This is a genomic window from Pseudomonas sp. A-1, assembly GCF_004801855.1.
Lineage (GTDB): Bacteria > Pseudomonadota > Gammaproteobacteria > Pseudomonadales > Pseudomonadaceae > Geopseudomonas.
Window position 1 is genome coordinate 13135 of sequence record NZ_SSTC01000031.1, and the last position, 20494, is coordinate 33628.

Consider the following 20494-nt stretch of genomic DNA (forward strand, 5'->3'; position numbering starts at 1 on the left):
ACGCCGGGCAGGATCACTCCCTGCCGGCTTGCGGCCCGGGAGCGGACGGGTTGCGGCCGTCGCCGCAACCCGCGACGATCAGCGACGCAGCAGCACCGCCGAACCCCAGGACAGGCCAACGCCGAAGCCGCTCATCACCAGGTTCTTCCACGCCGAGCCTTCGAAGGCATAGCGCTCCATCAGCAGCGGAATGGTCGAGGACACGGTGTTGCCGGCGCCGAACATGTCCTTCACGACTCTGTCACCATTCTCGCCTAGTCTCTTGGCGATGGCATCGACGATCGCGCCGCTGCCCTGGTGCAGGCAGTAGGCATCCACGCTGTCCAGGCTCAGGCCGGCCTCCTCGAGCACCTCCTGCATGTGCGGGATGATCTTCAGGCTGGCGAAGTTGAACACCTGGCGGCCGTTCATGTGGAAGCAGCCGTCGCGCACGATCAGGTGGTCGGCGCCGCTGCCGTCGGTGCCGAAGCGCGCCGGACCCAGCTCCCAGACCGGATCCTCGCCGATCCAGGTGGCGGTGGCGGCATCGCCGAACAGCAGGGTGGTCATGCGGTCGCTGCGGTCCATGATCTTCGAGTAGGGATCGGCGGTGACCAGGATGCCGTTCTTCAGCCCGGTGGCTTCCATGAAGCCCTTGATCGCGTAGAGGCCGTAGACGAAGCCCGAGCAGCCGAGCGACACGTCGAAGCAGGCGACGCCGGTCGGCAGGCCGATCTTGTGCTGGGCGATGGCCGAGGTGTGCGGCAGGCCTTCGCCGTCGCCGTTCTGGGTCACAACGATCAGCGCCTGGACATCCTCGAGGCGCAGCTCGGGGTTCTTGGCCAGCAGGTTGCGCACGGCGGCGGCACACAGATCCGAGGTTTCCTCGGCGGCATCCTTCACGGAAAGCGTGGCAGTGCCGATCTTGCTCGCGACGAACGCCTCGTCGCGGTCGAAGGACGCGGCCTGGGCGATGTTGTCGATGCGGCCCGCCGGGATGTAGCTGGCGATACTTTTTATTCCGATCATCTGTGCTTTCCACCATTGAACTGATCACGCCAGCTCTCTCGCCGGGGAGCTGACCGAGGCCCGGCAGACCGGGCGTTAACCTGGAGCAGGTGACAGGCGCTGCCAGCCGCCTGCCTCACGAGCGTTCGCGAATCTTCTCGACGATTGCCGTGGTCGAGCAACTATCGACGAAGTTAAGCACCTTCACGTCACCACCATACGTCTGCACGATGCCGGCGCCCACCACCTGGTCGAGGCCGTAGTCGCCGCCCTTGACCAGCACGTCCGGGCGCACCTTCTCGAGCAGCGCCTCGGGCGTGTCCTCGCTGAAGCTGACCACCCAGTCCACCGCCCCGAGGCCGGCGAGCACCGCCATGCGCCGGTCGACGCTGTTGATCGGCCGTCCCGGCCCCTTGAGGCGGGTCACCGAGGCGTCGTCGTTGATCGCCACGATCAGGCGGTCGCCGAGGGCGCGGGCCTGCTCGAGGTAGGCGACATGGCCGGCATGGAGGATATCGAAGCAGCCGTTGGTGAACACCACCTTCTCGCCGTGGGCGCGGGCGTCCTCGATGGCCGGCAGCAGCTGGTCGAGGGTCATCACCCCGCGACCTGCGCCCTGCTCGCGCTGCACCGCGCGACGCAGTTCCGGAGCGCTGACGGTGGCGGTGCCGAGCTTGCCGACCACGATGCTGGCGGCCAGGTTGGCCAGCGCCACCGCCTGCGGCAGCTCCTCGCCAGCGGCCAGCGCGGTGGCCAGGGTGGAGATCACGGTATCGCCGGCGCCGGTGACGTCGAACACCTCGCGCGCGCGCGCCGGCAGGTGCAGGGCCGGCTGCCCCTGGCGCAGCAGGGTCATGCCATGCTCGCCGCGGGTCACCAGCAGCGCGCCCAGCTGCAGCTCGGCGAGCAGCGCGAGGCCCTTGGCCACCAGCTCGGCCTCGTCGGCGCAGCGGCCGACCACCGCCTCGAACTCGGCGAGATTCGGCGTGATCAGGCTGGCGCCGCGGTAGATGGCGAAGTCCCTGCCCTTGGGGTCGGCCAGCACCGGCAGGTTGCGGGCACGGGCGGCCTGGATCAGCGCCTGATGGTTCTTCAGCGCCCCCTTGCCGTAGTCGGAGAGGATCACCACCTTGACCCGGTCGAGCAGCGCCGCCACCTCGCCGAGCAGGGCGTCGGCGTCGGTGGCGAAGGGCTCCTCGAAGTCGAGGCGCAGCAGCTGCTGATGACGGCTCATCACCCGCAGCTTGACGATGGTCGGCTGCGCGGCGAGGCGCTGGAAGTGCGCGGCCACCCCGGCGGCCTGCAGGCGCGCGGCCAGGCTGTCGGCCGCCTCGTCCTGCCCGGTGACGCCGACCAGCCAGGCCGGCGCGCCGAGCGCGGCGATGTTCAGCGCGACGTTGGCCGCGCCGCCCGGGCGGTCCTCGACCTGCTCGACCTTGACCACCGGCACCGGCGCCTCCGGCGAGATGCGGTTGGTCGCGCCATGCCAGTAGCGGTCGAGCATGACATCACCGACCACCAGCACGGGGGCCTGATCGAAACGGGGCATGGACAGCTTCATGGGGGCTCCGGGACGAGGAAAACGGCAGGGATCATAGCATGCCGCCGCGTCGAGGTTTGCGGATGCTTCCCGCCTGCCGCAGCGCTCAGGCGATGCCGGCGCCCCCTTCCTCGTCCAGCCCCATGGCGTGCAGGCGGGCATAGTGACCACCCTGGGCCAGCAGCTCGGCATGGCTGCCGCGCTCGACGATGCGCCCCTGGTCCATCACCAGGATCAGGTCGGCCTTCTCGATGGTGGACAGCCGGTGGGCGATCACCAGGGTGGTACGCCCCTGCATGACCCGGTCCAGCGCCGCCTGGATATGCCGCTCGGACTCGGTGTCGAGCGCCGAGGTGGCCTCGTCGAGGATCAGCAGCGGCGCATCCTTGAGCAGGGCACGGGCGATCGCCAGGCGCTGGCGCTGGCCGCCGGAGAGCAGCACGCCGTTCTCGCCGACCTCGGTATCGAAGCCCTGCGGCAGCTTGTCGATGAACTCCCTGGCATAGGCATCGGCAGCGGCCTGCTCGATGGCTTCCCGCGGCGCACCGGCCAGGTCGCCGTAGGCGATGTTGCTGGCCACGCTGTCGTTGAACAGGGTCACCTGCTGGGTCACCAGGGCGATGTGCCGGCGCAGGTTGCGCAGGCGGTACTCCTCGACCTCCACGCCGTCGAGGAGGATCTGACCCTCGCTGTGGTGGTAGAAGCGCGGAATCAGGTTGGCGAGGGTCGACTTGCCGCTGCCGGAGCGGCCGACCAGGGCGACCATCTGCCCCGGCTCGACGCTGAAGCTGATGTCGTGCAGCACCTGCTTGTCGGTTCCCGGATAGACGAAGCTGAGGTGCTTCACCTCGAGGCGGCCGCTGACCCGCTCGCGCTCCACGGCGCCGCGGTCGATCTCCGCCGGCTCGTCGAGCTGCTCGAAGATGCTGTCGGCCGCCGCCAGGCCCTTCTGGATATTGGGGCTGACCTCGGACAGCTGGCGGATCGGCTTGGGCAGCAGGCCGGCAGCGGTGATGTAGGCGATCAGCTCGCCGGCCGTGGCGTCGCCGCGCAGGAACAGCACCATGTACATGAGGACCGCCATCCCCGTGTAGATGACCAGTTGCAGGGTCGGCGTGTAGATGGCCTGGGTGCGGATCATGCTCATCGCCCGGCGCATGTCGTCCTGGCTGGCGCGCAGGAAGCGCGCCTGCTCGTAGGCCTCGCCGCCGAAGCTGCGCACCACGCGGTAGCCCTGGATGGTTTCCGAGGCGATATGGGTCACGTCGCCCATGGCCTCCTGGATCTTCCGGCTCTGCTTGCGGAACTTCTTGCTGGCCATCGACACCATCAGCGCGATCAGCGGCAGGATGGCCACCAGCACCAGCGTCAGCTTCCAGTTCATCCACAGCAGGTAGCCGAACAGGAAGATCACCGTCATCCCCTCGCGAATCACCACCTTGATCGCGTCGGTGACCGCGCTGGTGACCATGGTCACGTTGAAGGTGATGCGCGAGATCAGGTGGCCCGAGTTGTGGCTGTCGTAGTAGCGGTTGGGCAGGGTCAGCAGGTTGTCGAACAGGGTGCAGCGCAGGTCGTGCACCACGCCGCGGGCGACCTTGGCCAGGAAGTAGTTGCCGAGGAACGAACCTATGCCCTGGTAGACGGCAATGAGTACAATCGCCAGCGGCACGCCCAGCATCATCGAGATGCCCAGCAACTCGGCACCGTCGGGGTTCTGCAGGCCGTCGAGGAAATACTTGAGCATGTGCGCCAGCATCGGCTGGCTGGATGCGAACAGCAGGAAGCCGACTACGCTGAGCGCGAACACTCCCCAGTAGGGCAGCACGTATTTCAGCAGACGCAGATAGACCTTCAGATCGGATTGCCCGGCGGAACCGGCCATGGCGTGGCCTCTTGTGACTGGCTAGAGAAAACGGATGCGGATTGTAACAGCGAACGAATGGCAGCAGTGGCTCGCCCAGGGCAAGGTGCTGGAGCAGGACGGGCGCGGCCCGAAGGTGATCCGCCTGGCGGACGGCCAACTGCTCAAGGTGTTCCGCCCGCGGCGGCGCCTGTGGCTGGCCCGCCTGCTGCCGCCGGCCCGGCGCTTTGTCGCCAATGCGAACCGCCTCCAGGCCTGCCGGATACCCGTGCCGCAGATGGGCGAGTGCTTCTGGCTGGATCGCGGGCAGGCCGTCAGCGCCTGCCTGTACAGCCCGCTGCCGGGGGAATCGCTGGAGCAGCTGTACCGGGAGGACCGCCGCCGCTTCGAGGCGCTGCTGCCGGAGTTCGCCGCCTTCGTCCACCAACTGCACCGGCGCGGCATCTATTTCCGCTCGCTGCACTTGGGCAACGTGCTGCGCCTGCCCGAAGGCGGCTTCGGGCTGATCGACTTTCTCGACATCCGCTTCCGCCGCGGACCGCTGAGCGACCGGCTGGTGCGGCGCAACCTGGCGCATCTGCGCGGTTATCTGCGCCGCAACCGGATCGACGACTTCCCGTGGGAGGCCATGCTCGGGGCCTATCGCCGCGCCGCAGGCCACGCCGCCTGAGGCGGCTCACAGCATCCGGCGATCCCAGCAGGTATCGCGCTTGACCACCTTGGCCGGTACCCCGGCGACCACGCAATTGCCCTCGTCGAAGGCGCGGCTGACCAGCGAGCGGGTCGCCACCACGGTTTCCGGATGCAGCACCGTCCCCTTGAGCACCACAACGTCCCGCCCGATCCACACCCGGTCGGCGATGCGGACGTCGCGCGAACGGTTGAGACGCTCGCCGCTGTGCACGTCGAGGATCGAGTGCTTGTCGCCGGTGCGGATGATGATGTCTGTGGACAGCATGCAATCCCTGCCGATGTCGATGCTCGCCGCCTCGTCCACCAGCAGGTAGGCCCCCTCCACCGTGGTCTCGCTGCCGATGCGGATGTGCTGGCCGCGAGTGCCGACCAGGTAGATCTTGCCGCTGCTGAAGCGCACGTTGTCGCCGATCTCGATGAGATTGTCCGCACCATCCAGACGGATCTCACAATGGGTCAGGGTGACGTTCTCGCCGATCACCAGCCGATTGTTGCTGCCACGCAGCTTGATGGTGGTTTTCTTCAGGTTGCGCTCGCTGCTCTCGGGCAGCTCCAGCCGGTTGCCGGGCTTGAGGAGGCGGCGGTTCTTGTAAGCCAGATTGCGCAGTTTCAGGGCCAGGCGTTGCAGCATGGAAAGCCTCTTGCTCGGTTGAAGGGACGGGCTCATCGCCCGCCGGCCTCGGGCATGGCGGGCGCAGTGGATACCGCCGGGGCAGCGGCGAACACCTGCGCGAACATCGGCAGCAGCAGGCGGTTGCCATATTCGCTCAGGTGGTCGTCGTCGACATACAGCGGCATGCCGTCCTTGCTGCCGTAGCAGTACTGGGCGTCGCACAGGTAGGGCAGCGGATCGAGGATCTTCGCCCCGCAGCGCTCGGCCACCTCGTCCTGGACGGCCCAGACCTCGGCATGCCGCTGCCGGTATTCCTCGCGGGAAATGCGGATCTCCTCCACGCGGCCACGCAGCAGGGCGCGCCCCATGGCCTTGGGGACCTCGACGTGCATTTCCGGTACCGGGCGCAGCAGATAGAGCGGATGATGGTCGGCCAGACGACACATGGTGTCCAGGTAGTGCTGGCGGAACTCGGCGAAATACTCGGCGTCGGGCTGCTCCACCTTCCGCGAGAAATAGACCATCGGCGGCAGCGGCTTGCCATCCGCCCCCGGCAGCTCGCCCCTGATGTAGGAGGTGGTGCGGTTGATCAGGAACAGCGGCATGCCCGGATACAGGCCGTCCAGTCGGGACGCGACTTCCTCCAGCAGCTGCTTGCAGTCCACACGCTCGCCCTTGCCCGCCCAGCGCGCGCCGTAGACGAACAGGCAGCCGCTCTCGCCCTTGAAGTACACCCCCTGGCGCGCATCCGGCAGGGCATCGGCCACGGCGCTCACCAGGGCATCGGCATGACTGTCGCCGATCACCAGCGCACGCACCTGATCGCCCCCGTAGGTGCAGGCGGCATCAAACCTCAGGCACTCCTTCAGGCGGGGATTGCGATTCTGGCGCTCGCTCTCGACCTTGGCCACCTCGCTGGGCAGCCGCTCGGGGAAGCCGCTGCGCCGCACCAACTGGGCGGAAACCGCCACGACGACCAGGCAGCCGATCAGCCAGGCGGCGTTGCGCAGGCTGTTGCGCCTCGCCAGCCAGCGCCGTGCCGGCACCTCGACCGCCACATAGGAGAGATGGCCCAGCAGCAGCGAAGCGAGCAGGCCGGCGCCGATCCAGGCGGGATCGTCCTGGCGGTAGAAGTAGACCAGCCCGACCACCAGCGGCCAGTGCCAGAGGTAGATGGAATAGGAACGGGTACCCAGCCACTGGGCGACGACGCTGGCGGTCCAGGGCGAACCGCTGCGGCACGCCAGCAGGACCGCGGCCGCCCCCAGCGTCGGCAGCAGGGCGAGGAAGCCGGGCCAGGCCAGGCTGGCATCGATCAGCGCGATGCTCGCCGCGATCAGGAGGATGCCGCCGCCCTCGAGCAGCCCCCGCCAGCGCGACGACAGCCCTTGCCGGGTGCCCAGCAGGTACACGCAGCCCCCCAGCAGCAACTCCCAGGCCCGGGACTGCAACAGGTAGAAAGCCTGACTGGGCTCGCTGAAGGTGAGGAACACGCAGACGGCGAAGGAGGCCAGCAGGGCCAGCAGATGAGCGGCGAGTATCCCCCGCCGCTGCGGCCAGCAGCGCGCGAGCAGCAGCAGGACCAGCGGGTAGAGCAGGTAGAACTGCCACTCGACCGACAGCGACCAGGTATGCAGCAGCCACTTGTCGTGGGAGGCCGCGTCGAAATAGCCGGACTCGTCGAGATAGCGCAGGTTCGAGCTGAACAGCACGCTCTCGCGGGCATGGCGCCCCAGCATCTGATAGTCGCTGGTCATCAGCAGGAACCAGCCGGCCACCAGGACGACGGCCACCAGGACCAGCAGCGCGGGGAGGATCCGCCGGGCCCGCGCCAGATAGAAGCCGGGCAGACTGAAGCCGCCCCTGTCCAGCCCGCCGACGACGATGCCGGCCATCAGGAAGCCGGAAATCACGAAGAACACGTCGACGCCGACGAAGCCCCCGCCGAACCCCGGCACGCCGAAGTGGTAGAGCACCACGGCCACCACGGCCCACGCGCGCAGGCCGTTGATATCGGTACGGAAGCCGTCAGCCGCCGCACTCGCTGCAGAACCCCTCACCACGCACCCCCTCCATACCCGCCGCACACGGCCTGCACACCTCCGCGGTGGGCGGCATGACGACGCGGAACCCCAGAAAAATTGGCGGCATCATAGCATTCGGCTATCGAACAGGATGCGCCTGAGTGTTGCCGCCCCGATTGCGGGTAATTATCCTGCGACCAGCATCGCAGGCGGCCGGCACGGACCCAGCTGCCTTTCAGCCCACCTCAACAGCCAGCGGGCCACGCCCTCATGAAAATCCTCGTCACCGGCGGCGCCGGCTTCATCGGCTCGGCGCTCATTCGGCGTCTGATCCTCCGCACCGATCACCACGTGGTCAACCTCGACAAGCTGACCTATGCCGGCAACCTGGAGTCGCTCGCCGAGATCGCTGCCAGCGAGCGCTACGTCTTCGAGAAGGTGGACATCTGCGATCGCGCCGAAGTCGAACGGGTCTTCCGCGAACAGCAGCCGGACGTGCTGATGCACCTCGCGGCCGAGTCGCACGTCGACCGCTCCATCGACGGTCCGGCCGAGTTCATCCAGACCAACATCGTCGGCACCTACACCCTGCTGGAAGTCGCACGCCAGTACTGGCAGGCACTGCCCGAACCCCGCCGGGAGGCCTTCCGCTTCCACCACATCTCCACCGACGAGGTGTATGGCGATCTCGACGACACCACCGCGCTGTTCACCGAACAGACGCCCTACGCCCCCAGTTCGCCCTACTCCGCGTCCAAGGCCAGCTCCGACCACCTGGTGCGCGCCTGGCATCGCACCTACGGGCTGCCGGTGCTGATCACCAACTGCTCGAACAACTACGGCCCCTACCATTACCCCGAGAAGCTGATCCCGCACATGATCCTCAACGCCCTGCGCGGCAAGCCGCTGCCGGTGTATGGCGACGGGGCGCAGATCCGCGACTGGCTGTACGTCGAGGATCACGCGCGCGCACTGATCGAGGTGATTACCCACGGCAGGGTCGGCGAGACCTACAATGTCGGCGGCCACAACGAGAAGCGCAACCTGGAGGTGGTCGAGACGATCTGCGACCTGCTCGAAGAGCTGGCCCCCGGGAAGCCGCAGGGCATCGCCAGCTATCGCGAGCTGATCACCTTCGTCACCGACCGCCCCGGCCATGACCGACGCTATGCCATAGATGCCGGCAAGATCCAGCGCGAACTGCATTGGACGCCCGAAGAGACCTTCGAGTCCGGCCTGCGCAAGACCGTCGCCTGGTACCTGAACAATCTCGACTGGTGCAACCATGTGCTGGCCGACGATCACCGAAGCGAACACTTGACTACGAAATCATGAAAAAAGCTCTCATCACCGGCATCACCGGCCAAGACGGTTCCTACCTGGCGGAATTCCTGCTGGAGAAGGGCTACGAGGTCCACGGCATCAAGCGGCGCGCCTCCTCCTTCAACACCCAGCGGGTGGACCACATCTATCAGGACCCGCATGTCGACAACCAGAGATTCATTCTCCACTACGGCGACCTGACCGACTCCTCCAACCTCACCCGCATCATCCAGGAAGTGCAGCCCGACGAGGTCTACAACCTCGGCGCCCAGTCGCACGTGGCGGTGAGTTTCGAGTCGCCGGAATACACTGCCGATGTCGACGCCATGGGCACCCTGCGCCTGCTGGAGGCCATCCGCCTGCTCGGCCTGGAGAAGAAGACCCGCTTCTACCAGGCCTCCACCTCGGAACTGTATGGCCTGGTCCAGGAGATCCCGCAGAAGGAAACCACCCCCTTCTATCCACGCTCGCCCTATGCCGTGGCCAAGCTGTACGCCTACTGGATCACCGTGAACTACCGCGAGGCCTACGGCATGTATGCCTGCAACGGCATCCTGTTCAACCACGAGTCGCCGCGTCGCGGCGAAACCTTCGTGACCCGCAAGATCACCCGCGGCCTGGCCAACATCGCCCAGGGCCTGGAGCCCTGCCTGTATCTGGGCAACCTGGACGCCCTGCGCGACTGGGGGCACGCCAAGGACTACGTGCGCATGCAGTGGCTGATGCTGCAGCAGGAGCAGCCGGAGGACTTCGTGATCGCCACCGGGGTGCAGTACTCGGTGCGCGAGTTCATCCGCTGGTCGGCCGCCGAGCTGGGGCTGACGCTGCGCTTCGAAGGCCAGGGCGTCGACGAGCGGGCCATCGTGGCGCACATCGAGGGCGACAAGGCGCCGGCGCTCAAGGTGGGCGACGTGATCGTGCGCGTCGACCCCCGCTACTTCCGTCCCGCCGAGGTGGAAACCCTGCTGGGCGACCCGGGCAAGGCCAAGCAGAAGCTCGGCTGGGTCCCGGAAATCACCGTTCAGGAAATGTGCGCCGAGATGGTCCGCGAAGACCTCAAGACCGCCCAGAGGCAATCCCTGCTGAAGTCGCACGGTCACGACATCGTGGCCAGCGTCGAGCACTGAGTGGGCGACCCGAAACACATGAAGATTCTACTTACGGGCAGTTCCGGCATGGTGGGGCGCAACATCCTGGAGCACCGGGATGCCCTGCAGCACGAGTGGCTGACCCCCGGCCACGGCGAACTGGACCTGACCGACTACAGGGCGACGCGCGCCTACCTGGACAGACGCCAGCCCGACGCCATCATCCATGCCGCCGGCAAGGTCGGCGGCATCCAGGCCAACATCCTCGAGCCGGTGCAGTTCCTGGTCGCCAACCTCGACATGGGGCGCAACGTCCTGCTCGCCGCCGCCGAGGTCGGCATCGGCAACCTGATCAATCTGGGCAGCTCGTGCATGTACCCGCGCGATCGCGACGATGCCCTCAGGGAGGAAGATGTTCTCGGCGGCCCGCTGGAGCCGACCAACGAAGGCTATGCCCTGGCCAAGATCACCGTCGCCCGCCTGGCCGAGTTCCTGCGCCGGGAGAACCCGCGCCTCGGCTACAGGACGCTGATCCCCTGCAACCTCTACGGCCGGCACGACAAGTTCGACCCGCGCTGGTCGCACCTGATTCCGGCCATCATCCACAAGGTCCATCAGGCCAGGGTGAACGGCGAGCCCAGCGTGGAAATATGGGGCGACGGCACCGCCCGCCGCGAGTTCCTCTACGCCGGCGACCTCGCCGGCGCCATCCTCAAGGCCCTGCCGGACCCGCAGTCGACGCCGGCGACCATGAACATCGGGCTGGGCAGCGACTACAGCGTGAACGAGTATTACGCCGCCGCCGCCGCGGTGATCGGCTATTCCGGCTCGTTCACCCACGACCTGGACCGGCCGGTGGGCATGAAGCGCAAGCTGACCGACGTGAACAGGGCCCGTGCCTGGGGCTGGCAGGCGGAAACCGCCCTGGAAGACGGCATCCGCAAAACCTACGAATTCTATCTTGACACCCTGCATGGCCGATAAAATGAATTACCCTCTTGCAAGCACCACCTGGGATGAGGCGGAGTACTCCGCCATCCAGCGAGTTATCGACTCCGGCATGTTCTCGATGGGGCAGGAGGTTGCCAAGTTCGAACAGCAGTTCGCCGCCTGGGTGGGCAGCCGCTACGCCGTGATGGTCAACTCCGGCTCCTCGGCCAACCTCGCGATGATCGGCGCCCTGTTCTTCCGCAAGGAAAACCCGCTGAAGGCCGGCGACGAGGTCATAGTTCCCGCCGTCTCGTGGAGCACCACCTACTACCCGCTCCAGCAGTACGGCCTGAAGCTGAAGTTCGTGGACATCGACCTCGATACGCTCAACATGGACCTCGAGCAGTTGCGGGGCGCCATCGGCGCGAACACCCGGGCGATCCTGACCGTGAACCTGCTCGGCAACCCCAACGACTTTTCGGCGATCAAGAGCATCATCGGCGAGCGCGACATCGTCCTGCTGGAGGACAATTGCGAGTCGATGGGCGCACTGCTCGACGGCAAGCAGGCCGGCACCTTCGGCGCGATGGGCACCTTCAGCAGCTTCTTCAGCCACCACATCTCCACCATGGAAGGCGGCCTGGTGGTCACCGACGACGAGGAGCTGTACCACATCCTGCTCTGCCTGCGCGCCCACGGCTGGACCCGCAACCTGCCGAAGGTCAACCGGGTGTGCAGCGACAAGAGCGACAACCCCTTCGAGGAGTCGTTCCGCTTCGTCCTGCCCGGCTACAACCTTCGCCCCCTCGAGATGAGCGGCGCCATCGGCCAGGAGCAGCTCCGGAAACTGCCGGAGATGATCGCGGCCCGTCGCCGCAACGCGGCACGCTTCCAGGACCTGTTCGAGCAGCACCCCTGGCTGCGCATCCAGCAGGAAACCGGCGCCAGCAGCTGGTTCGGCTTCTCGCTGATCCTGAAGGACGAGGCACCGTTGTCGAGGGCGGAGCTGCTGCAGCGACTGAGCGCCGCCGGCGTCGAGTTCCGCCCCGTCGTCGGCGGCAACTTCGCCAAGAACGAGGTCATGCAGTGGTTCGACTACAGCATCCACGGCGAACTGGCCAACGCCAACCGGGTCGACAGCCATGGCTTCTTCGTCGGCAACCACCACTACGACATCGCCGCCCAGATCGAGCTTCTCCACTCGATCTGCAGCGCATAGCCCATGCTGCTCGAACAGGAAAGGTTCCGGACCATCGTCGAGAGCACGCCGCTGCTCTCGATCGACCTGCTGATCCGGGATGCGCAAGGCCGGATCCTCCTCGGCAGGCGTCGCAACCGGCCCGCCCAGGGATTCTGGTTCGTTCCCGGCGGCCGCGTGCTGAAGAATGAAAGCCTGGACGCGGCCTTTCGTCGACTGACCCTGGCCGAACTGGGGCACGCCTTCGAACGCGGGCAGGCGCAATTCCTGAACGTCCACGAGCACTTCTATGCTGACAGCATGTTCGGCGCAGCCGGAGAGGCACCGGACACCCATTACGTGGTCCTGTGCTACGGCCTGAACCTGCCGGCCAGCCTGCAGCTCGCCCCGCCCGCCGACCAGCATGACCGCTACCGCTGGTGGAGCGTGCGCGAGATGCAGGACAGCGCCGAGGTGCATGCCTACACCCGCGCCTATCTACCAGCGCTCGACTGAGCGATGGCTCCAGAGGATCGATGAGATGATATTCCCGGTGATCATGGCTGGCGGCTCCGGCTCGCGCCTGTGGCCGTTGTCGCGCCAGCTCAATCCCAAGCAGTTCCTCCCGCTGGCCGACCGGGACCTGTCGATGCTGCAGGCCACCATCCAGCGCCTGCAGGGACTGGACGCGGCGCTGCCGCGACTGATCTGCAACGAGCAGCATCGCTTCATCGCCGCCGAGCAGCTGCGCCAGCTCGGCATGGAGGAAGCCGGCATCCTGCTGGAGCCGGTCGGCCGCAACACCGCCCCGGCCATCGCCCTGGCTGCCCTGCAGGCCGTCGCCGAAGCTGAAGCGGAAGACCCCATCCTGCTGGTGCTGGCCGCCGACCATCTGATCCGCGACGTACCGGCCTTCCACGCCAGCATCCGGACCGCCCTTCCGCTGGCGGCCGCCGGCAGGCTGGTGACCTTCGGCATCGTGCCCGGTCACCCGGAAACCGGCTACGGCTACATCGAGCAGGGCGCCCCCGTCGGCGAGGGCGGTTTCGCCGTCACCCGCTTCGTCGAGAAGCCCGACCTGGCCACCGCCCGCAGCTACCTCGCCAGCGGCCGCTACTTCTGGAACAGCGGCATGTTCATGTTCCGCGCCAGCCGCTACCTGGAGGAACTCGAGCGCTTCCAGCCGGCCATGCTGGCCGCCTGTCGCGCCGCGCTGGCCGGCAGCACCCGGGACCTGCACTTCACCCGCCTCGACCGCGAGGCCTTCGCCGCATGCCCCGAGGACTCCATCGACTATGCCGTGATGGAGAAGACCGCCGCCGCGGCGATGGTGCCGCTGGATGCCGGCTGGAGCGACATCGGCTCCTGGTCGGCGCTGTGGGACGTCAGTCCCAAGGACGGCGAGGGCAACGTGCTGCTGGGCGACGTGCTGGCCCAGAACACCCATGACACCTACATCCATGCCGACAGTCGCCTGGTGGCTACCGTGGGCGTCGAGAACCTGGTGATCGTCGAAACCAAGGACGCCGTGCTGGTCGCCCACAAGGACCAGGTCCAGGACGTCAAGCGGATCGTCGACCAGCTCAAGCGCGACGCACGCCACGAGCACATCGACCACCGCGAGGTCTATCGGCCATGGGGCATGTACGACGCCATCGACAGAGGCAGCCGTTATCAGGTGAAGCGCATCACCGTCAAACCCGGCGCCAAGCTGTCGCTGCAGATGCACCACCACCGGGCCGAACACTGGATAGTCGTCAGCGGAACCGCCAGGGTCACCAACGGCGAGCAGACCTACCTGGTCACCGAGAACCAGTCGACCTACATCCCGATCGGCCAGGTTCACACTCTGGAGAACCCCGGGAAGATCCCCCTCGAACTGATCGAGGTCCAGTCGGGTTCGTATCTGGGCGAGGATGACATTGTCCGGTTGCAAGACAAGTACGGGCGGCAGTAGCCCTGGGAGAAGATTGTGGTAGTCGTCAAACTGGTAGGCGGACTCGCCAGCCAACTGCACAAGTACGCCGTGGGCCGAGCCCTGGCCGAACTGTCCGGCAGCGAGCTGCTGCTCGACATCTCCAACTATGTGGGGCCGAAGAAGCGCGAAACCCAGTTCAACTTCGAGCTGGACAAACTGCAGATCAAGGCGCGCCTGGCCAGCGAGGCGGAAATCGCCCGCGCCAAGGGGCTGCCCAACTACATCGGCTTCAGGATCGCCGAAGGCATCGCCGGGACATTCGGCACGCCAAGGAGCGAGTCGCCGGAGAAGCTGCTGCGCAAGCTGTTCGGCCACACGATCTACAAGGCAGACATCACCAAGTCCTCCAGCGCGAACTTCTTCTCCGGCATCGACACCGGCAAGGATGCCTACATCTACGGTGAATGGGGCATGGGATCGGCACTGTTCGACCACCTGCGGGGGCCGCTGGTCCGCGAGTTCACGCCCAGGATGCTTTCCGCACAGGCGACCGCCCTCGCCGACGAGATCGCGGCGGCCGCCAACGCCACTTCGCTGCACGTGCGCCGCGGCGACTTCGTGTCCATCCCCGAGAACGCCAAGTTCCATGGCTCCTGCTCCCTGCAATACTACCGGAGTGCGGTCGAGCACGTGACGAGACACACCCGGGCGCCGCGCTTCTTCGTGTTCTCCGACGATATCGCCTGGTCCCGGGAGAACCTCGCGCAGTTCCTGCCGGCGGACAGCGTCTTCGTCGAGAACCTGAAGAACTACGAGGACTTCCACCTGCTCGGCAGGTGCGCCCACAACATCACCGCCAACAGCGGCTTCAGTGCGCTGTCGGCCTGGGCCAACGACAACCCGGACAAGATCGTGATAACCCCTCGGCAATGGGTTACCGACGAGAGAATCAACGCGATGCAGCTGTCCCAACTACCTCGAGAGTGGGTCTTCCTCTGATGAAAGGAATAATCCTGGCGGGCGGCTCCGGCACCCGGCTCTACCCCATCACCAAGGGCGTGTCCAAGCAGTTGCTGCCGATCTACGACAAGCCGATGGTCTACTATCCGCTCTCGGTGCTGATGCTGGCAGGCATTCGCGACATCCTGCTGATCAGCACCCCCGATGACATAGGCAGCTTCCAGCGCCTGCTCGGCGACGGCAGCGAGTTCGGCGTGAGGCTGAGCTACGCCGTGCAACCCAGCCCCGAAGGTCTCGCCCAGGCCTTCATCATCGGCGAGGAGTTCATCGGCGACGACTCGGTGTGCCTGGTGCTCGGCGACAACATCTTCTACGGCCAGGGCTTCAGTCCCATGCTGCGCAAGGCGGCCCAGCGCAGTAGCGGCGCCACCGTGTTCGGCTATCAGGTCAAGGACCCCGAGCGCTTCGGCGTGGTCGAGTTCGACGCCGACAGGCGCGCCATTTCGATCGAGGAAAAACCGCACGCCCCGAAATCGAACTTCGCCGTCACCGGCCTGTACTTCTACGACAACCAGGTGGTGGAGATCGCCAGGCAGGTCAAGCCCTCGGCGCGCGGCGAACTGGAGATCACCAGCATCAACCAGGTCTACCTGCAGCGCGGCAGTCTCAACGTCGAACTGCTCGGCCGCGGCTTCGCCTGGCTGGATACCGGCACCCATGAAAGCCTGCTGGAGGCGGCGCACTTCGTGGAAACCATCGAGAAGCGCCAGGGCTACAAGATCGCCTGCCTGGAAGAGATCGCCTTTCATAATGGCTGGCTCAGCGTCGAGGAACTGCAGCGCATCGGCCACTCCCTGAGCAAGAGCAGCTACGGCCAGTACCTTCTGTCCATCGCCCGGGAGAACAGCAAGTGAGCCTGACCGAGCTGATCGAACTCAAGGTGATGGGCGACGAGCGCGGCAAGCTGGTCGCACTCGAAGGCGGAAGGAACATCCCCTTCGACATCAAGCGGGTCTACTACCTGACCGATACGGTGACGGGAATCTCCCGCGGCTTCCATGCCCACCGGCAGCTGGAACAGATCGCCATCTGCGTGTCCGGCCGCTGCCGCATGCTCATGGACGACGGCGTCAGCCGGGAAGAGGTCTGGCTCGACGCCCCCGACAAGGCGATCCGCATCAGCCGGATGATCTGGCACGAGATGCACGACTTCAGCAGCGACTGCGTGCTGCTCGTCCTCGCCAGCGACCACTACGACGAATCCGACTACATCAGAAGCTACCCCGCCTTCCTGGAGCTGACGCGAAATGCCTAAGATCCATCCCCTTTCCGACGTCCAGACTGCCAGCATCGGCAAGGACACCCGGATATGGCAGTACAGCGTCGTGCTGGCGGGAGCCCGCATCGGCGCGAACTGCAACATCTGCGCGCACACGCTGATCGAAGGCGACGTGATCGTCGGCGACAACGTCACGATAAAATCCGGCGTGTTCCTGTGGGACGGCACGCGCATCGAGGACAACGTCTTCGTCGGCCCCAACGCGACCTTCACCAACGATCCCCTGCCGCGCTCCAAGGTCTACCCCGACAGCTTCGCCGGCATCACCGTGAAAAAGGGCGCCAGCATCGGCGCGAACGCCACCCTGCTGCCAGGCATCACCATCGGCTGCAATGCCATGGTCGGGGCCGGGGCCGTGGTGACCAGGGACGTTCCGGACAACGCCGTGGTTGTCGGCAACCCGGCCAGAATCATCAGGTACATCGAGCAATGATCAGTTTCCTGGATCTGCAGAAAATCAATGCCACCTGCCGCGAGGAACTGATCGAGGCCTGCACCCGGGTCATCGACTCGGGCTGGTACATCGCCGGGCAGGAGCTTTCCCGCTTCGAGACCGAGTTCGCCACCTACTGCGGCAGCGGACACTGCATCGGCGTGGCGAACGGCCTGGATGCCCTGACCCTGACCCTGCGCGCCTGGAAGGAACTGGGCAAGCTCAAGGAAGGCGACGAGATCATCGTCCCCGCCAACACCTACATCGCCAGCATCCTGGCCATCACCGAGAATCGCCTGACCCCGGTCCTGGTCGAGCCGGATGCCGGCAGCTACAACCTCTGCCCGCAGCGGACCCGCGCCGCCATCACCGCGAAAACCCGCGCCATCCTCGCCGTTCACCTGTACGGGCAACTGGCCGACATGCCGGCCCTGCAGGGCATCGCCGAAGAGCATGGCCTGCTGCTGCTGGAGGACTCCGCCCAGGCCCATGGCGCCAGCCTGAGCGGCCGCAGGGCCGGCAACTGGGGGCATGCCTCGGGCTTCAGCTTCTATCCGGGCAAGAACCTCGGCGCCCTGGGCGATGCCGGCGCCATCACCACCAGCGACGACGAGCTGGCGCAGACCCTGCGCGCCCTGCGCAACTACGGCTCGCACGAGAAGTACAAGAACCTCTACCAGGGCGTGAACAGTCGCCTCGACGAGATCCAGGCCGCCCTGCTCCGGGTCAAGCTCAAGCACCTGGATGCCCAGACCGAGCATCGCCGGCTGATCGCCCGCCTGTATCGCCAGGGCATCGACAACCCGGCCATCCGGCTACCGGACTGCGCGGTGGAGGAGCAACACGTCTGGCATCTGTTCGTGGTCCGCTGTGGCGAACGCGAAGCCCTGCAGCGCCACCTTGCCGATCAGGGCATCCAGACGCTCATCCACTATCCGATCCCGCCGCACCACCAGCAGGCCTATCGCGCCTGGGGCCCCCTCGAGCTGCCGCTGACCGAAGCCATGCATCGGGAAGTGCTGAGCCTGCCCATGGGGCCGACGCTGAGCCTCGAGGAGGCCGAGCAGGTCATCCGCAGCGTCAACGCGTTCCGCGCCTGAAGCCCCCGGCCTGCAGGGCTCGTCCCTGCAGGCCCGGTCTAGCGATCCGGCTCGTCCAGACGACGAATCAGTCGAGCCGGATTGCCCGCGTATACCGCGTTCGCCTCAACATCGCGCACCACCACCGCACCACTGCCGATCACCGCGCCGTAGCCGACGGAAACTCCCTTGAGCAGGGTCACGTCGTTGCCGATGAACACCTCGTCCTCGATGCGCACATCCGCCGTCGAGTGCACGCCCGAGCGCCGCTCGGCCACACTCAGGCCATGGAAGTCGGAGTCGACCACGCTGAAGTTGCGGCCGATCAGGCAGTTGCGGCCGATATCGATACGCCCTTTCTCGGCGATGATCGCCGCATTGTTGTTGAGAATGGTCCCCGCCCCGATGCTGACCTGCGCGCTCGCCTCGCGCGCCTCGATGTAGATGCAGCCATTGAGAAAGCCGGGCGAAGGCCAGTAGCCGAGCTGCACGCCCTGCAGGGCTATGCGCCCCTTGCCGGCACACATCAGCGGCTGGCGCATCTTGCAGCCCTGCAGATGCGGCCGGTTGGTCGACAGGCGGCGATAAAACCAGATACGCAGGCGCTGGTACCACTTCAATATCTTCATTCCGACCTCGTCAACTCAACGTCGAACAACACGCGTGACGCCGGACACGCCGGTCAGCGGCGCGCCAGCAGGAGACGCAACAGCGCGCGCAGGGTCTTGCGCGTCCAGTGCGCCGGTGGGATCTGCCGGAGAATTTCCCAGGCCAGCGGCTTGTCCAGCTTCGCCGCCTTGAGCAGGATGGAATTGCGATGCGCCATGCATACCCGCCGGTAGGCCGGGTGGTCGGCGAACAGCGCATAGATCTTCAGCCCCTCGTCGAGCATGAAGCGCAGGTTCCTGTGCATGTTCTCCGGGTGAGTGCGGTAGAGCGCCAGCACATCGCCGAGCACGTCCACGAAGTATCCCGCCCTCGCCATCTTGAGCTGCATGGTCAGATCCTCGATGCGGATCGACGGATCGTAGCCGCCCACCGCCAGGGCGACATCGCGGCGCAGCAGCAGCGTGGGCGCCGGTGCGCCGTCCTGGGTCCCCAGGAAGAGGCTGTCGAAATCCAGGCGCCGCGTCGCTCCGGAGGAGCGCGGCTTGCCGACGAGGCGCCCCTCGGGATCGATCGCCTGCACGTTGCCGGCACAGATCGCCACCTCGGGGTGCGCCTGCAGGTGGCGCACCTGGCGCTCGATGCGCTCGGGGAGCATCACGTCGTCGGAGGCAAAGGGCGCGAAATAGACGCCGCGGGCACGCTGCAAGGCGTCGTTCAGCGTGCTCAGCAACCCCTGGTTGCGCTGCACCCGGAAATCGAAACCATGCCGCTCCTGCAAGCGTCGGATCCGCTCGACACTGTCGTCCGTCGAGCCGTCGTCGATCACCAGCAGTTCGATGTTCGGGTAGGTCTGCCCGAGGATGCTCTCGATACAGGCCTCGACGTAGGGAGCATGGTTGTAGGACGGCACTATCACCGTCACCAGCGGATCATCCGTTGCTTGCCGCACTAGGCATTCCCCCCCTTGAGCAATGCGCGCAGCCACGCCCAGCGCGACGGCGCGACAGGCCGTGCCGGCCTGGGCCTGCGCAACTCATCGGCCAGGCGGGCGGCCAGCGCGGGAAAGCCGAGCCGGCTCTCGACGAACTGCCGCCCCTCCAGAGCGATGCGCTCGGCCAGTGCCGGATCGCTCCGCAGCCGCTCCAGATGCGCGCGCAATTCATCGAGGGACGAATAGAGCAGCAGGTGCCGCCCCTCCTCCAGACCGATCGCCTGCTCCTCCTCGCCCTGGCGCCAGGCCAGCAGGACGCAGCCGCAGGCCATGGCCTCGAAGTTCTTGGCCATGTACTCGTTCAGACCGACATCGGCGCTGACGAAAAAGCGGATGCGGTTGAGCAGATGGCGGTAGGCGTCGCCGGGCTCGCTGCGCAGCAACTGCAGCGGCTCGCATGCCGCCAGGCTGTCGAGCAGGGCCTTGCGGCCCGCATAGGCGCCGCTGGACGTCCGCCCGATGAAGCCCAGCTCGATATCGCGCGGCCCCCGCTCCTCGAGGAACACATCCTGCGGATCGTAGGCCTTGGGAATGAAGGTGGCATCGAACCCTTCGGCGGCCAGCCGGCGAGCGACCGACGCCCCGGTCACCACGATGCGTGCGCCAGGCAGTCGCCGGTAGAAACGACTGAACTTGCCCTTCCAGCGCGAACTGTCCAGGTAGTTCTGGCAGGCGTCCTGCTCGTAGATCGTGAGATGCGGCAGGCGCGCCAGCAGGCGGGTCTGCCGGTAGACGTTCTTGAACGGCAGATCGAGCAGGATGCGCTCGTAACCGGCCAGGGGAATCTGCCGCAGGTAGCTCTTCAGGTCGCGCTGCTGCTCCTTCTGCAGGATGCGCAGATCGACTTCCAGATGGCTGGCCAGGCTCGCATACAGGGACTTGAAATCCGGCAGCCGCGGCTCGGCGGTCAGGACCAACACTCGCAC

At 66.3% G+C, this 20494-nt stretch carries 20 protein-coding genes; 12 read left to right on the plus strand and 8 right to left on the minus strand.

Annotation, left to right across the window (positions count from 1 at the left end):
- Positions 1-78: 78 nt before the first annotated feature.
- The 3 genes from E5198_RS09205 to msbA form a co-directional block, all read right to left on the minus strand.
- The gene (locus E5198_RS09205) at positions 79-1008 is read right to left on the minus strand and encodes a ketoacyl-ACP synthase III (protein ID WP_136489698.1); all 930 of its coding nucleotides are present in this window, start codon (positions 1006-1008) and stop codon (positions 79-81) included.
- A gap of 115 nt (positions 1009-1123) precedes the next feature.
- On the minus strand, positions 1124-2548 hold the full coding sequence (gene hldE / locus E5198_RS09210; protein WP_136489699.1) for a bifunctional D-glycero-beta-D-manno-heptose-7-phosphate kinase/D-glycero-beta-D-manno-heptose 1-phosphate adenylyltransferase HldE: 1425 nt from the start codon (positions 2546-2548) through the stop codon (positions 1124-1126).
- Between the two features lie 85 nt (positions 2549-2633).
- On the minus strand, positions 2634-4412 hold the full coding sequence (gene msbA / locus E5198_RS09215) for a lipid A export permease/ATP-binding protein MsbA (protein ID WP_136489700.1): 1779 nt from the start codon (positions 4410-4412) through the stop codon (positions 2634-2636).
- 34 nt (positions 4413-4446) lie between these two features.
- Here msbA and E5198_RS09220 point away from each other — a divergent pair, with 34 nt between their 5' ends.
- Positions 4447-5061: a lipopolysaccharide kinase InaA family protein gene (locus E5198_RS09220; protein ID WP_136489701.1), complete on the plus strand. Its 615-nt coding sequence runs from the start codon at positions 4447-4449 to the stop codon at positions 5059-5061.
- A 6-nt stretch (positions 5062-5067) separates the two neighbouring features.
- On the opposite strand, the gene E5198_RS09225 is transcribed toward E5198_RS09220, so the two are convergent.
- Positions 5068-5715, minus strand: coding sequence for an acyltransferase (locus E5198_RS09225; protein ID WP_136489702.1), 648 nt, complete (start codon positions 5713-5715; stop codon positions 5068-5070).
- A 32-nt stretch (positions 5716-5747) separates the two neighbouring features.
- Positions 5748-7760, minus strand: coding sequence for an acyltransferase family protein (locus tag E5198_RS09230; protein WP_256659018.1), 2013 nt, complete (start codon positions 7758-7760; stop codon positions 5748-5750).
- A 231-nt stretch (positions 7761-7991) separates the two neighbouring features.
- On the opposite strand from E5198_RS09230, the gene rfbB reads away from it, so the two are divergent.
- The 11 genes from rfbB to E5198_RS09285 are packed head-to-tail and all read left to right on the plus strand — an operon-like array spanning position 7992 to position 17989.
- The gene (rfbB, locus tag E5198_RS09235; RefSeq protein WP_136489703.1) at positions 7992-9056 is read left to right on the plus strand and encodes a dTDP-glucose 4,6-dehydratase; all 1065 of its coding nucleotides are present in this window, start codon (positions 7992-7994) and stop codon (positions 9054-9056) included.
- Positions 9053-10171, plus strand: a complete 1119-nt coding sequence (gene gmd, locus E5198_RS09240) for a GDP-mannose 4,6-dehydratase (RefSeq protein WP_136489704.1) — start codon at positions 9053-9055, stop codon at positions 10169-10171. Before rfbB ends, gmd begins: the two co-directional genes overlap by 4 nt.
- Before the next feature lie 18 nt (positions 10172-10189).
- Positions 10190-11116: a GDP-L-fucose synthase gene (locus E5198_RS09245; RefSeq protein WP_136489705.1), complete on the plus strand. Its 927-nt coding sequence runs from the start codon at positions 10190-10192 to the stop codon at positions 11114-11116.
- Position 11117: 1 nt separating this feature from the next.
- Positions 11118-12281 carry a DegT/DnrJ/EryC1/StrS aminotransferase family protein gene (locus E5198_RS09250; protein WP_136489706.1) on the plus strand — a complete coding sequence of 388 codons (1164 nt, stop codon included), beginning with the start codon at positions 11118-11120 and terminating at the stop codon, positions 12279-12281.
- Positions 12282-12284: 3 nt separating this feature from the next.
- Entirely contained in the window at positions 12285-12755 is a 471-nt protein-coding gene (locus E5198_RS09255; protein ID WP_136489707.1) for a GDP-mannose mannosyl hydrolase, read from the plus strand.
- Between the two features lie 25 nt (positions 12756-12780).
- A complete protein-coding gene (locus E5198_RS09260; protein WP_136489708.1) occupies positions 12781-14196 on the plus strand; it encodes a mannose-1-phosphate guanylyltransferase/mannose-6-phosphate isomerase in 1416 nt (471 codons plus the stop codon).
- A 15-nt stretch (positions 14197-14211) separates the two neighbouring features.
- Positions 14212-15156, plus strand: coding sequence for an alpha-1,2-fucosyltransferase (locus E5198_RS09265; protein ID WP_136489709.1), 945 nt, complete (start codon positions 14212-14214; stop codon positions 15154-15156).
- Complete coding sequence (gene rfbA, locus E5198_RS09270; protein WP_136489710.1) at positions 15156-16031, plus strand: glucose-1-phosphate thymidylyltransferase RfbA; 876 nt, start codon at positions 15156-15158, stop codon at positions 16029-16031. The genes E5198_RS09265 and rfbA overlap by 1 nt, the downstream gene beginning before the upstream one ends.
- Complete coding sequence (locus E5198_RS09275; protein ID WP_178084058.1) at positions 16028-16432, plus strand: FdtA/QdtA family cupin domain-containing protein; 405 nt, start codon at positions 16028-16030, stop codon at positions 16430-16432. Before rfbA ends, E5198_RS09275 begins: the two co-directional genes overlap by 4 nt.
- Positions 16425-16889: an acyltransferase gene (locus tag E5198_RS09280; protein ID WP_136489711.1), complete on the plus strand. Its 465-nt coding sequence runs from the start codon at positions 16425-16427 to the stop codon at positions 16887-16889. Before E5198_RS09275 ends, E5198_RS09280 begins: the two co-directional genes overlap by 8 nt.
- Positions 16886-17989, plus strand: coding sequence for a DegT/DnrJ/EryC1/StrS aminotransferase family protein (locus tag E5198_RS09285; RefSeq protein ID WP_136489712.1), 1104 nt, complete (start codon positions 16886-16888; stop codon positions 17987-17989). The genes E5198_RS09280 and E5198_RS09285 overlap by 4 nt, the downstream gene beginning before the upstream one ends.
- A gap of 38 nt (positions 17990-18027) precedes the next feature.
- Here the strand turns inward: E5198_RS09285 and E5198_RS09290 are convergent, their stop codons facing one another.
- From E5198_RS09290 to E5198_RS09300, 3 genes are read right to left on the minus strand one after another with little or no spacing between them, the layout of a single operon-like run.
- Entirely contained in the window at positions 18028-18597 is a 570-nt protein-coding gene (locus E5198_RS09290) for a DapH/DapD/GlmU-related protein (protein WP_136489713.1), read from the minus strand.
- A 53-nt stretch (positions 18598-18650) separates the two neighbouring features.
- Entirely contained in the window at positions 18651-19526 is an 876-nt protein-coding gene (locus tag E5198_RS09295) for a glycosyltransferase (RefSeq protein WP_136489714.1), read from the minus strand.
- Entirely contained in the window at positions 19526-20494 is a 969-nt protein-coding gene (locus E5198_RS09300; RefSeq protein WP_136489715.1) for a glycosyltransferase, read from the minus strand. The genes E5198_RS09295 and E5198_RS09300 overlap by 1 nt, the downstream gene beginning before the upstream one ends.

Bases quoted from the DNA above. Each gene is read 5' to 3' on its own strand.
- gmd (WP_136489704.1), top strand. From the start codon at position 9,053: ATGAAAAAAGCTCTCATCACCGGCATCACCGGCCAAGACGGTTCCTAC.
- E5198_RS09225 (WP_136489702.1), bottom strand. From the start codon at position 5,715: ATGCTGCAACGCCTGGCCCTGAAACTGCGCAATCTGGCTTACAAGAAC.
- E5198_RS09250 (WP_136489706.1), top strand. From the start codon at position 11,118: ATGAATTACCCTCTTGCAAGCACCACCTGGGATGAGGCGGAGTACTCC.
- E5198_RS09255 (WP_136489707.1), top strand. From the start codon at position 12,285: ATGCTGCTCGAACAGGAAAGGTTCCGGACCATCGTCGAGAGCACGCCG.
- hldE (WP_136489699.1), bottom strand. From the start codon at position 2,548: ATGAAGCTGTCCATGCCCCGTTTCGATCAGGCCCCCGTGCTGGTGGTC.
- rfbB (WP_136489703.1), top strand. From the start codon at position 7,992: ATGAAAATCCTCGTCACCGGCGGCGCCGGCTTCATCGGCTCGGCGCTC.
- msbA (WP_136489700.1), bottom strand. From the start codon at position 4,412: ATGGCCGGTTCCGCCGGGCAATCCGATCTGAAGGTCTATCTGCGTCTG.
- E5198_RS09260 (WP_136489708.1), top strand. From the start codon at position 12,781: ATGATATTCCCGGTGATCATGGCTGGCGGCTCCGGCTCGCGCCTGTGG.
- E5198_RS09285 (WP_136489712.1), top strand. From the start codon at position 16,886: ATGATCAGTTTCCTGGATCTGCAGAAAATCAATGCCACCTGCCGCGAG.
- E5198_RS09205 (WP_136489698.1), bottom strand. From the start codon at position 1,008: ATGATCGGAATAAAAAGTATCGCCAGCTACATCCCGGCGGGCCGCATC.
- rfbA (WP_136489710.1), top strand. From the start codon at position 15,156: ATGAAAGGAATAATCCTGGCGGGCGGCTCCGGCACCCGGCTCTACCCC.
- E5198_RS09245 (WP_136489705.1), top strand. From the start codon at position 10,190: ATGAAGATTCTACTTACGGGCAGTTCCGGCATGGTGGGGCGCAACATC.
- E5198_RS09280 (WP_136489711.1), top strand. From the start codon at position 16,425: ATGCCTAAGATCCATCCCCTTTCCGACGTCCAGACTGCCAGCATCGGC.
- E5198_RS09220 (WP_136489701.1), top strand. From the start codon at position 4,447: ATGCGGATTGTAACAGCGAACGAATGGCAGCAGTGGCTCGCCCAGGGC.
- E5198_RS09290 (WP_136489713.1), bottom strand. From the start codon at position 18,597: ATGAAGATATTGAAGTGGTACCAGCGCCTGCGTATCTGGTTTTATCGC.